The sequence below is a fragment of the Dehalogenimonas alkenigignens genome (assembly GCF_001466665.1).
GTDB classification, from domain to species: domain Bacteria; phylum Chloroflexota; class Dehalococcoidia; order Dehalococcoidales; family Dehalococcoidaceae; genus Dehalogenimonas; species Dehalogenimonas alkenigignens.
Genome location: NZ_KQ758903.1, coordinates 615,368 through 629,343 on the forward strand (window position 1 = coordinate 615,368; position 13,976 = coordinate 629,343).

19 protein-coding genes are annotated in these 13,976 nt (G+C 52.0%); 6 read left to right on the forward strand and 13 right to left on the reverse strand.

Annotation, left to right across the window (positions count from 1 at the left end; genetic code table 11):
• Window positions 1-358: 358 nt before the first annotated feature.
• Together DEALK_RS03250 and DEALK_RS03255 are read left to right on the forward strand one after the other, a co-directional pair.
• Entirely contained in the window at window positions 359-637 is a 279-nt protein-coding gene (locus tag DEALK_RS03250) for an AbrB/MazE/SpoVT family DNA-binding domain-containing protein (protein WP_058438644.1), read from the forward strand.
• Window positions 638-2,932 (forward strand): efflux RND transporter permease subunit, encoded by a 2,295-nt coding sequence (locus DEALK_RS03255; protein WP_058438646.1) that lies wholly within the window; start codon window positions 638-640, stop codon window positions 2,930-2,932.
• 45 nt (window positions 2,933-2,977) lie between these two features.
• On the opposite strand, the gene DEALK_RS03260 is transcribed toward DEALK_RS03255, so the two are convergent.
• The gene (locus DEALK_RS03260; RefSeq protein WP_058438648.1) at window positions 2,978-3,415 is read right to left on the reverse strand and encodes a universal stress protein; all 438 of its coding nucleotides are present in this window, start codon (window positions 3,413-3,415) and stop codon (window positions 2,978-2,980) included.
• A gap of 564 nt (window positions 3,416-3,979) precedes the next feature.
• Here DEALK_RS03260 and DEALK_RS03265 point away from each other — a divergent pair.
• The 4 genes from DEALK_RS03265 to DEALK_RS03280 all read left to right on the forward strand — a co-directional run bounded on the left by DEALK_RS03265 (window position 3,980) and on the right by DEALK_RS03280 (window position 7,527).
• Complete coding sequence (locus DEALK_RS03265; protein WP_058438650.1) at window positions 3,980-4,690, forward strand: helix-turn-helix domain-containing protein; 711 nt, start codon at window positions 3,980-3,982, stop codon at window positions 4,688-4,690.
• Window positions 4,691-4,851: 161 nt separating this feature from the next.
• Complete coding sequence (locus DEALK_RS03270) at window positions 4,852-5,493, forward strand: hypothetical protein (RefSeq protein WP_144437071.1); 642 nt, start codon at window positions 4,852-4,854, stop codon at window positions 5,491-5,493.
• Between the two features lie 219 nt (window positions 5,494-5,712).
• Entirely contained in the window at window positions 5,713-6,546 is an 834-nt protein-coding gene (locus DEALK_RS03275; RefSeq protein ID WP_058438654.1) for a DegV family protein, read from the forward strand.
• Window positions 6,547-6,735: 189 nt separating this feature from the next.
• Window positions 6,736-7,527 (forward strand): patatin-like phospholipase family protein, encoded by a 792-nt coding sequence (locus tag DEALK_RS03280; RefSeq protein ID WP_058438656.1) that lies wholly within the window; start codon window positions 6,736-6,738, stop codon window positions 7,525-7,527.
• A 229-nt stretch (window positions 7,528-7,756) separates the two neighbouring features.
• On the opposite strand, the gene DEALK_RS10220 is transcribed toward DEALK_RS03280, so the two are convergent.
• From DEALK_RS10220 to DEALK_RS03330, 12 genes are all read right to left on the reverse strand, one after another.
• Entirely contained in the window at window positions 7,757-7,999 is a 243-nt protein-coding gene (locus DEALK_RS10220; protein WP_244881571.1) for a site-specific integrase, read from the reverse strand.
• Window positions 8,000-8,159: 160 nt separating this feature from the next.
• Window positions 8,160-8,510: a tyrosine-type recombinase/integrase gene (locus DEALK_RS10225; protein WP_338032925.1), complete on the reverse strand. Its 351-nt coding sequence runs from the start codon at window positions 8,508-8,510 to the stop codon at window positions 8,160-8,162.
• Window positions 8,447-8,986 (reverse strand): hypothetical protein, encoded by a 540-nt coding sequence (locus DEALK_RS03285; RefSeq protein WP_244881573.1) that lies wholly within the window; start codon window positions 8,984-8,986, stop codon window positions 8,447-8,449. Before DEALK_RS03285 ends, DEALK_RS10225 begins: the two co-directional genes overlap by 64 nt.
• A 3-nt stretch (window positions 8,987-8,989) precedes the next feature.
• Window positions 8,990-10,465, reverse strand: a complete 1,476-nt coding sequence (locus DEALK_RS03290; RefSeq protein ID WP_058438658.1) for an ArdC-like ssDNA-binding domain-containing protein — start codon at window positions 10,463-10,465, stop codon at window positions 8,990-8,992.
• Window positions 10,462-10,770, reverse strand: coding sequence for a hypothetical protein (locus DEALK_RS03295; protein WP_058438660.1), 309 nt, complete (start codon window positions 10,768-10,770; stop codon window positions 10,462-10,464). The genes DEALK_RS03290 and DEALK_RS03295 overlap by 4 nt, the downstream gene beginning before the upstream one ends.
• Window positions 10,771-11,067: 297 nt before the next feature.
• Window positions 11,068-11,370, reverse strand: coding sequence for a hypothetical protein (locus DEALK_RS03300; RefSeq protein WP_058438662.1), 303 nt, complete (start codon window positions 11,368-11,370; stop codon window positions 11,068-11,070).
• Complete coding sequence (locus tag DEALK_RS03305) at window positions 11,367-11,603, reverse strand: hypothetical protein (RefSeq protein WP_058438664.1); 237 nt, start codon at window positions 11,601-11,603, stop codon at window positions 11,367-11,369. The genes DEALK_RS03300 and DEALK_RS03305 overlap by 4 nt, the downstream gene beginning before the upstream one ends.
• Before the next feature lie 9 nt (window positions 11,604-11,612).
• Window positions 11,613-12,005 (reverse strand): hypothetical protein, encoded by a 393-nt coding sequence (locus DEALK_RS03310; RefSeq protein ID WP_058438666.1) that lies wholly within the window; start codon window positions 12,003-12,005, stop codon window positions 11,613-11,615.
• Window positions 12,002-12,202, reverse strand: coding sequence for a hypothetical protein (locus DEALK_RS03315; protein WP_058438668.1), 201 nt, complete (start codon window positions 12,200-12,202; stop codon window positions 12,002-12,004). The genes DEALK_RS03310 and DEALK_RS03315 overlap by 4 nt, the downstream gene beginning before the upstream one ends.
• 3 nt (window positions 12,203-12,205) lie before the next feature.
• On the reverse strand, window positions 12,206-12,886 hold the full coding sequence (locus tag DEALK_RS03320) for a tyrosine-type recombinase/integrase (RefSeq protein ID WP_058438670.1): 681 nt from the start codon (window positions 12,884-12,886) through the stop codon (window positions 12,206-12,208).
• Window positions 12,886-13,356, reverse strand: a complete 471-nt coding sequence (locus DEALK_RS03325; protein WP_058438673.1) for a hypothetical protein — start codon at window positions 13,354-13,356, stop codon at window positions 12,886-12,888. Before DEALK_RS03325 ends, DEALK_RS03320 begins: the two co-directional genes overlap by 1 nt.
• 9 nt (window positions 13,357-13,365) lie before the next feature.
• A complete protein-coding gene (locus DEALK_RS03330) occupies window positions 13,366-13,968 on the reverse strand; it encodes a hypothetical protein (RefSeq protein WP_058438675.1) in 603 nt (200 codons plus the stop codon).
• Window positions 13,969-13,976 lie beyond the last annotated feature (8 nt).

The following is a 13,976-nucleotide window of genomic DNA, read 5'->3' on the forward strand; positions in this document are numbered from 1 at the left end:
ATAATACAAAATGCTCTCATTGGTCGCGTCTTTGAGTTCGGGTCGCCTTTTTTTGTTTCTTCCGATCGTTCATTCGGTAGCTCCGTCTATTCAATTTCATGATCGTAGTGTGATAGAAGGAATCAATCCAGAGTAGCAACCGGCGGCTGCAATCAATAGGCCTATATAACATAAGGGGAATCCTTGAATGCCCCCGCTATTTGCAAACGTTTATGCTTATCTAGCCATCCATTACTTGAAATCGTTAACGCCAAAGCACCTTACAAGCCACCATAAGTCTTGAATGGACATATGGCTCCTTTTACAATTAGATAAGTATGATGTATCATGTATATCATATCCTTGTGTGGGGGTTTTTATGGCTAAGACGAATTTTGATGACGTTTGGAAGCCCAAATTTTATGGCTCAACCACCATTGGCGAGCGGGGGCAAATGGTCATTCCAGCGGAAGCGCGAAAAGATTTTACTCTTATCCCTTCTTCGAAGCTGCTTGTTTTCGGTAGCCCCGGTGGACTGATGATCGTAAAAGCCGAGCATATCACTGGATTTTTGACTCGAGCGGCTGAGATGTTGAGGGCTATGGACCTGGGGCATTTACAGCCTTCAACTCAATCTGATACTACCAGCGAGGATTAAGTGAACACTCTTTTTAGACATCTTGGCCGGTTTATTGAAAATAGACGTATTCTGATAATAGGCATCGGGGTCCTGTTTCTTGTCGGTTCGCTGTATGGCGCAACCCGTTTAACATTTGCAACCGGTATAGAAACCATGGTCAGCACCGATTCTCAGGTATATCAGGATTACCTGGAATTTAACGAACATTTCGGCGCGGAAACGATAATAGTACTCGCCCGGGCTGAGCGTCTGTCTGACTTGACATCCCTGCAAAATATCACAGCGCTAGATACCATTGAACAGCAACTGAGCAGCGAATCCGGCGTCCTTTCTGTTATCGGACCAGGATTTGCTTTAAGACAAGCTATGGCTCAAATAACGGGTGCAGCCATTTTGCCTCCGGATCAGATGACTTTAGATTCAATCCTGTTTGATAACGGCGTATTACGGCCGGATTTGAAGAACCTCTTCCCAAGTGATGGGCTTAGTATCGTGATAATCACTTTGAAGGGCGATGTTGCTGCCGAACAAATCGATGCCGTGGTAGCCTCGGTACAGTCGGCGATAGAGCGGGCCTCATTTGTTGGGGTTGAAGGGTCGGTCACCGGCACTTCGGTGATATTTTCCGAGATGGAGACTTTGCTTAGTAAAAGCATGGGCATTATGGTCGGGATATCGATACTGTTGATGCTTCTAATTCTGGCTGTAGTCTTTTCGGTTCGTGGTTTTTTTGCCTGGCGCTGGCTGCCGCTCGGTGCCGTGATAATCGGAAGCATCTACGTCTTTGGCATGATGGGCTGGCTGTCGGTGCCGGTCACGATGGTCAGTATGGCTATTTTGCCAATACTAATAGGTTTAGGTGTCGACTACGCGGTACAATTCCATAACCGCTACGATGAAGAGGCGAGACGGGGAGAAACTGTCGCAGAGGCCATCATCGATTCTGTTACCCATATCGGGCCGGCAATCGCCATAGCGATAGTAGCCGCCGCCTTAGGCTTTATTGCTCTGTTTATTTCACCCGTACCCATGATCCAGCAGTTCGGCTTGATGCTCGTGCTAGGAATTATAGCTTGTTATCTTGTTTCATTATTTATTTTATTGCCGGTTCTTTACATGCATGACCGGCGCAAAAACTCCAAAACGACTGCGAAACTAGGCAAAAACACAACCCAGACCGGCCTAGTTGAGCGCGGCCTGGAGAAACTTGCGCCGTGGGTCATCCGTAATCCGCTGCTTATTATTATCGTTGCTGGGGTTTTTGCGGTAGTCGGTGTAATTCTAGATAACCGCATACCAACCGAAACTGACGAGTTCAAATACATCTCGCAAGACCTGCCGATAATGAAGGATTTCAATGAACTGTCCCAAATATCCGGCGGATCAGCAGCATTTAACATATTGGTCAAAGGGAGCAATGTCATAAGCCCGGAAACACTCAAGTGGATGTTGGAAATTGAGGGTCAAATTTTAGACCAGTCAACCGTCCCGGTAGTCAGCGCCAGTGGTATTGCTGATACCGTCGCTCAGATAGGACAAGGTCAGATCCCGCCTACTCAGGCTGCCGTAGATCAGGCCCTGGACTACATACCCTCTTTACTAAAGGCGAACCTACTAACTCCGGACAACGCATTGGCAAATATCACCGTGCGCACCGGACCTGAGGTTAGCATCGCAAAACTACAGGAATTGAAAACTCTTATTGAGGGGTATGTTGCTTCACCGCCCGTTGGAGTAACTGCCGTAGTTACTGGTCAAGGGATTCTAGGTATTGAGATCTTGAATTCACTCACGACCGGGCGTACCGAAATGACCTTATTGGGAGTGGGGCTGGTGTTTATTGGCCTCTTCCTGCTTTTCAGATTCAACCTTCCGCGCGCCCTCATCGCCACTTTGCCAATCGCCATGATTATCGGTTGGTCAAACATTGTGATGTTCCTCGGAAGCATTAAATACACCGCCCTCACCGCCACGCTAGGCTCCCTAATCATCGGTATTGGTGTTGAATTCACCATCTTAATGATGATGCGCTACAACGAGGAAAGGAACAAGGGTGAAGATCCAAAAACTGCGATGACTACTGCCATGACCAAGATTGGTAGAGCGGTTATTACGTCCGGTCTCACGGTCATCGGCGGGTTTGGCGCTTTGCTCTTCGCACGTGATTTCCCCATTGTGACCGACTTCGGAGCGGTGACGATGATCAACGTGGGTTTTGCCCTGGTGTCCAGCCTTGTTGTACTGCCGACCGTGATCGTTGCCGTAGACACAAGAAAAGAACGGAAACTTTCCAAATTGGGAGGATCTGGTTGATCGACCGACCATAAGCAGGTCGTTTTCTATTAAAGGTTCCACGGATTAAACTGCTTTAATAACGAGCACCGGTATCTCAGCGTGGCTGATTACCCGGTCTGTGACACTCCCTAAGGCTAGTCTTGCAATTCCACTTCGCCCGTGGCTTGCCATCGCAATTAAATCAGCTTTCATTTCTCTAGCTGTCTGGAGGATCATTACCGCGGGTTCTCCCTCTTCGACTATCGTGCGTACATTTTTATCCGGTAAGATTCTCGCGGCGATATCCCTGAGGTAATCGCTTGCCTCTCCATGTGTTAGCGTCATTATTTCGCCTACCGTTGACAAGGCAAGGGTGCCGGTAACACTTGAACTAAGGGGTTGGATCACCTGTAAAAGAATAAATTTGGCATCAGAAAAACATTTAGCCAACTCTACAACCTTTGGTAACACTTGTTCAGAAACCGGTGATCCGTCCAGAGGAACGATAACCGTCTTAAACATGATTCACCTCGCAATAAAAAGTCGTCTTTGGTTCCCCATGCATAAAAACAACATCAACAGACCAAGGCAAATATTTAACATTACGGGTCTCTCGATACTTAATAGGACTTCCTTGCCTTACGAGTGGCCCCGTCCTAGGATCGAATCCCATATCAATTTTAGCATATTCTTTGGGAGGCAAACCTTTTCAATATCTTCGGTTTCACTTCGTTCCCGTCAAAACTCTCTGCAAGACATTTCCAACCGGTTTCCGAGCCGGATGAAAATCAGCTTCACGCCAAAGCGATAAGCCAATCATCCAGTGCTCGGTGACCCAGCATCGGCCTCGTTTCCTTTTAGAACGGCGATAACCTCTCCCCCCTTGGTGTACTGCTTGGCTTTCAAGGTAAATCCTTGTTGCGCATCTTATCACGCTGGAGGACTCCAAGTCAGGGTTCATCTGTTTTCGTGGGGAAGGTCAATCACAGGTCACCCGAACGAGCAGGCTGGGTTGACACCTTAAAGAGAGGGGTGGTAGTATATTTTTGTTTCTTTGGATAATACGCTTCCTAGTGAGACATCATAATGCAGCTTACTTTTCGGCAACAAACCTTTATTAAAAAGTTACTCGATGTTTATCGAGAGATGCAAGAACCTATACACTATAGTGTGATTGCTAAAAGGTTGGGAATAAGCGCCTCAACTGCTTACGACATGTTAAGACTTCTGGAGAAGAAGGGGCTGGTAACCTCGAGATATGATACACCAAAAGAAAGCGGTGGCCCTGGGCGCTCAAACATACGCTTCGTTCCTACCGCCGATGCCGCTGAGTTGTTCTCATATTTAACAGGCGATCTCCATGAAGGGGATAACTGGAATGACGTGAAAGTACATATTTTAGACAATTTGAGCCGCGGCAAGGCTGCCGAATGTGAAAACACTCTAAACGAGTTGCTAACTGCCGTCTCAGGAAAGCGCTCACCGCTTGTTCAATGCGCCGAAGTCATGGCGGCGCTGTTTCTGAAGCTCAAAGAAACCAGGCATGAATTGGTCGAACGTTACTTGATTGATAATTTACTGGAGGCGCCAGCCAGTAAACACCGCATGAGTATCCTCCCTGGCATAGTTCTAGGATTAGCCCATACCGACCAAAAGACCCACAGGTTAATGCGTAAATATCAGGAGATCGCCGAGAAGTATGAGGCATCTCTACAGATTCTTTGCAGGGACAGTGTTATTAAACTTCATCATTTTATCAGGGACGCGTGGCATGTAATAAAAATACCCGTAAATTAAAAATTTTAGATAATATTTTGGTTTCTTAAGGATAAATAGTTACGAAATGTGTTGGGATTCATATCATATTCACCGCCTCGCAGCATACCTCAAGACGGCTGTTCATTTCCCAGTGGTTCCGGTCGGGCCTCCTTCGCATAATGACCATGGATATTGGGTAAATGAGTAATGAAATGCCTGTTTCGACTATAAAAATGGCCATGGCGCCGCGATACGCCCGGATGATTTCTAACATTTTCCACCCCTGGGCGATGCTGGTACCGACGACGGCGATGACTGCGTGTCACGTCTACAAAGAACCTATTGAATGTACCAAGTGGACGGTATTAGCGCTCCTTCCGGCGTTTGTCTTCCCTTTTTTTTACACCTTGTTAAGAGCTCGAGCGCAGTCTAATGGCGGAATCCACCAGAAGGTCTCCCGTTCTCTGGTTCGCGACGACCCAGGACAACTTCTAATTCTCACTCTTCTTTTTGGTGCCCCCGCTATACTGATTCTCCTTGTTCTGAATAGCGCACCTGATTTACCAATAATGTTCACTGGATTTACCGCCGTAATGTTGGCTACCGCGCTGGTTAACTTAAGATACCGGGCCAGTTTTCATATATCCATGATCACTTCCATGCAGGTGGCACTGTTATTTGTTTACGGACCGATCGGGCTTGTTTTTATCCCGCTGTTGCCAATTATCGGCCTGTCACGTTTCAAGTTGGGGGAACACACCCTAAAGCAGATATTAGCGGGGCTTACTATCGGGATCGTTGTGAGTGGCGTTGTCTTTTTAATTTTAGGCTTAGGCCAGTAGAAAGGATTCTGAAGCTACAGGTAATCACGGGTTCATTAGAAGGAGGGCAAGGTGAAAAATGGTTTACGATGGTTTTTCAATAAAATTGCCGACCTCATAGTGCTCCTATGGGATTGGAAGGTGAGAACCTGGCTTCGGATGGGTTGGTCACGGCCCTTGAAATTAAAAAGGGGGAACGATTAGGCGTTTGACTGATAAATTAAAGGGAAAGGAGCAACAATGACGATTCGCATCGTGACTGATAACACCGCAGACATTCCTCCCCATCTGGTGGACGAACTTGGTATCACCGTGGTGCCGTCGTATGTGATTTTCGGCAGTGCGTCCTACCGCGGCGGTGTTGATTTGACCACTGAAGAGTTCTATAAGAGACTACAAGGCCCAGTTTTACCCACCACCTCTCAGCCAACTCCACAGGATTTCGTAGCTGCCTACAGCTGGCTTGCCAAGAGCGCGGATGGCATTTTGTCCATACACATATCTTCAAAGTTAAGCGGTACCCTGAATTCTGCCGAACAAGCCAAAAAGTCCGGGAATTTTGAATGTCCCATCGAGATTATCGATAGCAAGAACCTGACGATGGCTCTAGGCTTGATGGTGATTGCCGCAGCCAAGATGGCCAATGCTGGCAAAGAGCTATCTGAAATCGCCACTGCCGTCCGTAATATGGTGGTTAACACGAGACTACTAATTTTATTCGACACCCTAGAATACCTGTACAAGGGAGGGCGCATCGGTAAAGCGAAATCCTTAATGGGCTCGATATTAAATGTCAAACCACTACTAACCGTCAAGGAAGGCGAGTTCGTGCCTGTAACCCAGGTTCACAGCCGCACCAAGGGTAAAGAGAAGCTGTTTGAATTCGTCCAGAATACGCCGGATGTAGAGGAAGTAGCCGTTGTGTACGCTACTCTTCCAGAGGAAGCTAACGATCTTGCAGCCCGTATTGCGGCTGGCCATAAAATAGGCGTCACCAATAGCCGCATAGGCCCAGTACTCGGCGTGCACAGCGGCCCAGGGGCGCTGGCTGTTGCCCTAAGAACGAGTGGTTGATGTTTAAACGGAATAGGCACTAATCCAAGTGAACCTTACATTTAAGGTGGATTACCACCGCCTCGGTTCCTTCCCAGAGTCTAATGGGGCGTGAAATGACGGTGGGTCCATACATAACCAAGATTGTAGTTCATATGTTTTAAAGGTCGTTCCCACTTCCATATCTTTTCCAAGCTAGAGAAGCAGTTGATGCATAAGAAGGTTGGTTTAGCCCTAAGTAGCGGCGCTGCTAGGGGTTTGGCTCATATCGGAGTTCTCGCAGGACTCAAAGACCACGACATCCACATCGATATGATTACGGGTACCAGCATGGGAGCGTTTATTGCTGCCATGTATGCTCGTGGAGAAGAGGTCGAAGGAATAAAACGTGTTGTAAGTGACTTGGGCCAGAAAAGGCTCTCGCTGCTCTTTGACCCCGTATTGCCACGGTCGAGTTTAATCCGTGGCCGAAAAATGGCTGAGGAGGTAAGATCTGCCATTGGCGATATTCGTTTCTCTGAATTAAATATACCCTTTGCGTGCTCGGCCACAGACTTGGCTCAAGGAAGAACCGTAGTGATTGACGAAGGGCCAGTTTGGGAAGCCGTCATGGCCAGCATTTCTATCCCGATCCTGTTACCACCAGTCCGCCTGAAACGGCACTTATTAGTGGACGGAGGAATTACCAATCCGATCCCCGTCGCCACCTTGAAAGACATGGGCGCTGATGTGGTGATCGCGGTTGATACCGTTTCTAGGGAAAATGCGCTTGGGGATATGATCTTTGATGGAAATTCTAAACCGCCTAATATCTTCAATATTGCCTTTCAAACAATTAACCTTGTGGGTTGTCAGGCGTTAAAAAACAGCGTTGTCGATGCAGATATTGTAATTAAACCTCGAGTCAATCAGATTGGATGGATTGACTTTAAAAGCATCGATGACTGCATTGCAGAGGGCAGATTGGCGTTGGAAAAATCAATAGACCGAATTAATGGTTAAGTGACAGACTAACACTAACCCCCAGGCATTCGGCTGCCCACCAAGGATAGTCAGTTATATCTTATGAACAATGAGAAATGCGCATATCCTTTCTCATCGGTTTGACAACTTTCTCTATCTTAAAAATCGCGATCTCAACGTCTGATAGTAAAATCTCTTTTGGTGTATGGTCACGTTGTCTGCGAATGTGCAGCCTCCCCAACCAAATGGTCGTGGGCGGTGGCCCCGTTTAGGCATTAACGGGGCCACCGCTCTCCCAGAGATCATCGTACCAACGCCGATGTTCCTCACCAGCAACCTTGCGATACTGGGCTGTCGTGTTGAAGCTCTGGTGACCAAGATGCTCCTGAAGCATTCTCAGGCCGTCGCCGGTGTCATTGTGTTTAACTGCGTGCACCGCAAAAGCGTCCCCGAGCTTATGCGGTGAAACGTAATGAACCTTGCCTGATTCGTTGTTGATGATCCTCGGCAAGCCAGCTTTCTCGGCGAGAGTTTTAATAATTTGCCAGGCTCTATGCCTGTTGAAAAGGAGGCGTTTCCCGTTTCGACTGACCGGGCTTGGGAGATATATTCCCTAAATAGGGTGATAAGTGCGTCGTCCAACGGTAGCACATGCTGCCTGCGATGCTCTCTCAGCTCTTTGACCGCTGTCTCGACCTTGTCCCCACATTTCGGGCAGAAGACCGTTGCCAGACAGAGAGCTGTACCGCATTTAGGACATTTAGCTTGATGCGGGATTTCAAGTGCTTGATGTTGACAGTTCTGTTGTTTAGGTCAATGTCATCGGCAGTGACACCCAGCGCTTCCGAAACCCGGCAGCCAAGATGGAACAATGTGGTGGCCAGCAGCTTGTCGCGTAAATTGCCAGCGGCGCTAGTTAAGCAGCCGATGTCTTGCGGTTCGAGATAACTTTTTGTGCTCAATTGTTTTTCAGATGGTTCGGTCCGATTTCGGGATACAAAGTAAATAGTGGATTCGCCCAAGACCGGTCATCAGCAGAGATCCCTTCTTGGGTCAGCCGGTAATAAGTCCGCTTCGGGGCATCGGGGTAATTGTCCTGAATAGCAGACGGTTCTTGCCGCTCTGTCGCCTCCACCCAACCTAACCTCTTCAACACACCGAAATACATCAGGAACGAGTGGTAGCGCATGTGGGTAAACTTCCGTGACACCTTCCTGAGCTGGCTCTGGTAGATTTCCTCGGCATATTCCTCGGTGACATCCACACCGCGGACCACCTGCTTGCTGATGATCCTCTCCGCCCGCTCCCTGGCGGTCGCCCTGGCCAGCGCCTCTTTATATTCGTAGTTGATGTCCGCCTGCGGAGCGCCGCGCTCCGGGTCGATTCTTGGCGAATCCTCCGGTCCGTTCCCCAGCAGGTATTCCCGTATAAACCAGCCGCAGCCGAAAGGCCGGAGGAAACCGCCCCTGCTCGGTCTCAGTTCCATCTCCGAAGGCATACGTTAGCACACTCCTGCCGGCTTTTTAGGGAGAGACTCCAGCCCTTCGATGATTCTGGTGGTCACCTGGCGGATCGAGGCCAGATTTCGCTCAAGGACCTTCTTGTCCTGCGCCCAGAGGGCGACATAAGGGAAAGACCTGGTTCCGGTGTCGAAGCCGAAGTGGGCGCCGACGGTGAAGGCAACGCTTTCGGCGATGGTTTCGGCATCACGCCGCGGGATGTGGAAGACCCCTTCTGAATAGTAGTGAGCCACCTCGTGGATCAACGTCTTCAACTGCTGGGCTCGCGATTCCTCGGGCCTGACCCAGATTTCCTTGCCGGAGAAAAAGCCCTTGATGGCCGGATCCTGGTACGGCTTAGAGTCAAACCCGACATGCACGCCTTCACTGCGGACGAGGTGCGTAATGTCACCGAAAAGTTCCTCATTGGCTTCGCCGGTGAGCACCGGCACCTCGAATTCGGGCAGCGGTTTGCCCTCGGTCTGACTGAGGTCGAAGACATAGACCACCTTGAAGTAGATCGGCCGCAGAAATTCCTGTTTCTCCTCTTCCTCGTCATCTTTCTTGCCCTTGGGTTCGTCAACATGCTCGGCTTTCAAAGACGATTTCGGCGGCAGGCATGGCGCGAGGATGGCAATGCCCTTCTCGCCCTTCTTGACCCAGCGGCCGAGGTCCTTCCAGGTGTTAAAGCCAGCCACCCGGCTGGCGTTCGGGTTCTGTGACGCAATGAGAATGAGATTGCCGATAGAATAGTCGTGGAATTTCGACATCGTGAGAAGGAAGTTTCGGAAATGGCTGCTGGACTGGATGCCGTCGACGCCGTCCTTGAGCTTTTTCAGGACCTCATCGATGCGGCGCTCTTTAGCCTCGGGCTCGATGGAAAAGCTGTAATCCGGCACCGGAGCGCCGACCCAGCTCATCAAGTCGTAACTTCGAGGGGTGACGATCTCGCATTTGGCATCAAAGTGCCTAGCCGCAGACTGCGGGACAGAACCGGATGAGCCGATAACTGAATTAGTGAGATGGCGGGACAAGCCAATCAGAAATATCCCGGCCGCCAAGGACCCGCCAAGTAAAGCAATCGTGCTTGACCAATCCGGCGCTGCCGGCGGCAATTCCTGGAGCGGAAGCCAGCTCACTGAGGCCTCGTCGCCAACCTCGATTCCCGCTAACTCGCCGGCATTCACCTCGATGAAGAATCGGGCTGGCGAAGTCGAACTGACCAGGTAGCCTGGCGAGACATCACGATAGAACTCTGTTATGGTGAAGTCCTCGGAGAGAAAGACGATGTCCAGCGGGAACAGCATCGGCGCCGTCGTAACTTCGATAGCCCGGGAAGACCCCAGGTCAAAAAACATTCCGGTCCCAACCGCAAGCCCGGGTGATCCGCCTAGTCCCTGGTTCAATTCCCAGGGGGCGGCCGCCACAGCGGCGATCCACTCCCTGTCTTTGATGGTTATCTTTACCTGGCCGCTCACCCGCGCCTCCCGGGGATCCGCTTGATGCCGTTTCGCTTGCTCTCAAGACCCATCTGCCGGCTCTCGAAGTCGGCATCTCCGATATCCGATCCGCCGAACATGGCCTGGTCGAAGTTTCGGTGCCACCGGGCCGAGGCCTTGAAGTCGGTCTTCTCCTCGAATTTCTCGCCGCGGCTCCTCTTAGGCCTCATGCCGGGCGGCGCGATCGCCGACATACCTTCGAGATAGACCTCGCTTGTCATGTCCTCGCGGTAGTTTACGGGAGCGTTCACCCCGAACTCTTCATGGTTGGCGTAACGTCCCATGATTTCCTCCTTTAATTAATCTGAAGCCGCAACTCTGGGGCACGCAGCCGAGCTCGAAGTCCCTGGCTGTCGGAAAATTCCAACAGCCCTCGGGACGGTCTCCCCAAATCCGGCAGGCTTTCTTTTCCAAGTCTAAATGAGGGCACCAGCCTTTTCTCGGCGGCGCCTCCGCGCTACCGTTGGGAAGCTCGTATATCCAGCAAATGCAGCACTGATAACAACGGGTACAGCCTCCCGTAAGGAGCATCGTCTCTTCCACGACTTCAGGTTTCAGCCTGGCAATTTTCCAAGCCATAGTCATGAATAAGCCTGGTAAGCCCAAGTCCTTTGCGCCCCGTCGATGGCCGACGACGACCAATTGCTGATCCTGATCCTGAGAACGTCGTTAGCCGGAGAGTAAACGGCGATGCAGCTTAAGCCTGTTTCCAGGTCGGACTGGCACTGGGCAAAGACCGTGTGCCCGGGAGTTATCCCAGCGACGGCGACGTCGATGTTCAGCGTCGAGGCTTTGGCGATGCTCGGCGGGTTGACATCGACCGTCCCCTCAAGGACTGCGCCGCCGCCTGCATCGCCGTCGAGGAGCATTTTCTTCCAGCTCACTGCGGCGCACCGTCGCGCATTTCCCCCGGTTTCGCATCGGCAGCAAAGAGGCTGCGGTACCTTTCCTCTAAGAGTTCAAACCGGACCATGTCGAGGACATACAGCACCGTCTGGATTTCAGCCTTGTGCTCAGAGAGCAACCCGGCGATGGCATTGTGGAGGGCTTCCGCCTCTTTCAGCTTTTCGTCTCGGTAGGTTTTTTCGAACTGTTCCAGCAGGTCCTTGGTTTTCATCTGTCCTCCTTATGGCACCCAGATATAGGGGTGCTTATCTCCGGCTGTGGAGTTATAGTAGATCTGGCCCTCGACTTCAGTGCCGCTGTTAGGGGCAGCCGCCGCCACATGTACCACCGGTCCGATGAGCTCTTTCTGGTTGCAGTTGAGACTTGCCTGAAGAGGCCCCAGGGGATGCCGGTGGTCGGCTCTAACGAACTTGTTGGCCACGCCAACTGCCGCTGCCTGGCCGTCAACCGCCGCGAGGTCGCCTACAAGGGCCTCCGGCACGTCATGCTTATGGTCCTGTCGCGATGCGGCCGCCGCCACGCCGGCCAGAGCGGCGGCGAAATCGGTGTCCACAGGCGCGGTGTCGGAGAGGACAGCGACTTCTCCCTCAAGCAGGATCTTCTTCCAGGTCATGATTTTTCCTCCTCCGGTACATAAACCCAGTAATTCCCGGTATCGGGGTCAAGATAGAGCCGGCCGGATAGCGGCGTTTCCGCCCTGGACGCTGAAAATGACTTTGAAAGCACCGGCCAGAGAGCGAAAACGCAGCCCGACACGATAATCGCCTTCATCATGAAAGCCAGCATCTCGTCTTCGAATCCATCTTCCACACGCTAACTCCAGAGCCTCTGATACCATTCTTTCTGTTCCTCGCCCGACACCTTCCGGTACTTCATGGTGGTGACGATGCTCCGATGCCCCAGGTGCTCCTGCAGCAGCCGGAGACCGTCGCCCGAATCGTTCGCCTTGACCGCGTGAACGGCGAAGGCATCCCGCAGCCGGTGGGGAGAGACGTTGTGGGTCTTCCCGCTCTCGGCGTTCACCAGTCGGGGGAGACGGGCGCGCTCGGCGCACTCTTTCACGATCTGCCAGGCGCGGTTACGCCGCAGGTCGAAAAGGTGCGTTTCACCGTTCCTCTCTACAGCGCCGCCACGGCCGATGTATTCTTTGAGCAAAGACATTGTCATTTCGTCCACCGGAATCGTCCGGTAACGGTGATGCTCTTTCTCTTGGGCGACCGCCTTCTCGACATGTTGCCCGCACCCCGGACAAAATCTATGGCCTTTGCCCAGGCGCGCGCTGCAGCCGGGGCAGGACAACAGGATCCGAGACTTCAGGTGCTCGATGGTCGCCGTGCCGCGTCTGATGTCGATATCCTTGAGCCGGAGGGCGAGGGCCTCGGAGACGCGGCAGCCGAGGTGAAACAAGAGCCGGATGAGCAGCCGGTCCCGGAGGTACTGCGCTGCGTCTTCGAGCTTGGCCACGTCGTCTGGTTCCAGGTAAGCCTTGCCCACTATCCCGACTCCTCACCCAGATTTTGTGTCATAGACAAGATCATGCCCATCATAAGAAGCATCATCAGCATCGGCATCATCCCGGAGAGCATGTCGCCGCCCGAAGAATTGCCGGCGACGATAATGACGGCGTCCTGCTCGGCTACGGCGTTGGTGTCTTCGATCCAAACGCGAAGGCCGAAGGTGCCGTCGTCGATGCCGCCGCTTCTCTTGGGCACCAGCAGGAAGTCGACCGAGCCGGTCCCTCCTGCCGGGGTCGAGCTGGCCGGAAGGGAGAGGTCGGCTTGACCGACACAGGCATCCACCATGTGTTTCCCAAAAAGATTAGTCGAATAAGGACCGGCCAGGAGCTTCACCGTCTTCGTCACGCCTACGACGTACTTGAAGGACACCGTCACCCGGACAGTGTCCCCGGCATTGAAGGTAGTCGGCGAAAGCGCCATCGGCGCAAAGACGATATCGAGAACCACGGCTCTCTCCTACACCTTGGCGAAGTCCGAGATCTTGAACTCCGAGATTGTCGGCTGGATGCCGGCGACCAAAAGAGCATTTTCATAGCCGAAAAGGTAGTTCGTCGTCGCCTGGCCGCCGATGGACGGCGTGCCGCCGAAGATCTTCACATAGATGTCGTCCCAGTTGGTGTCGACGTTTGACGGGATGGTGAAGGTGAAAGAGTTGGTGACGTTGGGATACGACGGCGGAGAAGTCACCTGAGGGATGCTGAAGGTCGTCAGCTGCACCAGCTTTTCGTCAAAACCGAACATGCCGTTCGTCCCGATGCAGTAGTAGCCGGTGACGCCGGAGATTGCCGGTCCGGTGTACTTGAACGAGATCGAAACCATGAGCCGATCGCCAGGGGCGACAGCCACCTGCTTCGGCGCCGGGTTCATGTAGCCGAGGGGGATGTAGACGCCGCCCGCGACGGTGAAGAATTTGCCGGCCACCGGATCGAAAAAGACGCGCTGCCCGGTTACTGGATCGACATACCAGCCGGGCAATGCCGGATCTTCGGCGAGGGCAATTGCGCTTTCTCCCTGAGCGGTAAACGGTTTCAGTTCGAGTTCCAGTTTCTTGAGAGCCATGATAACCT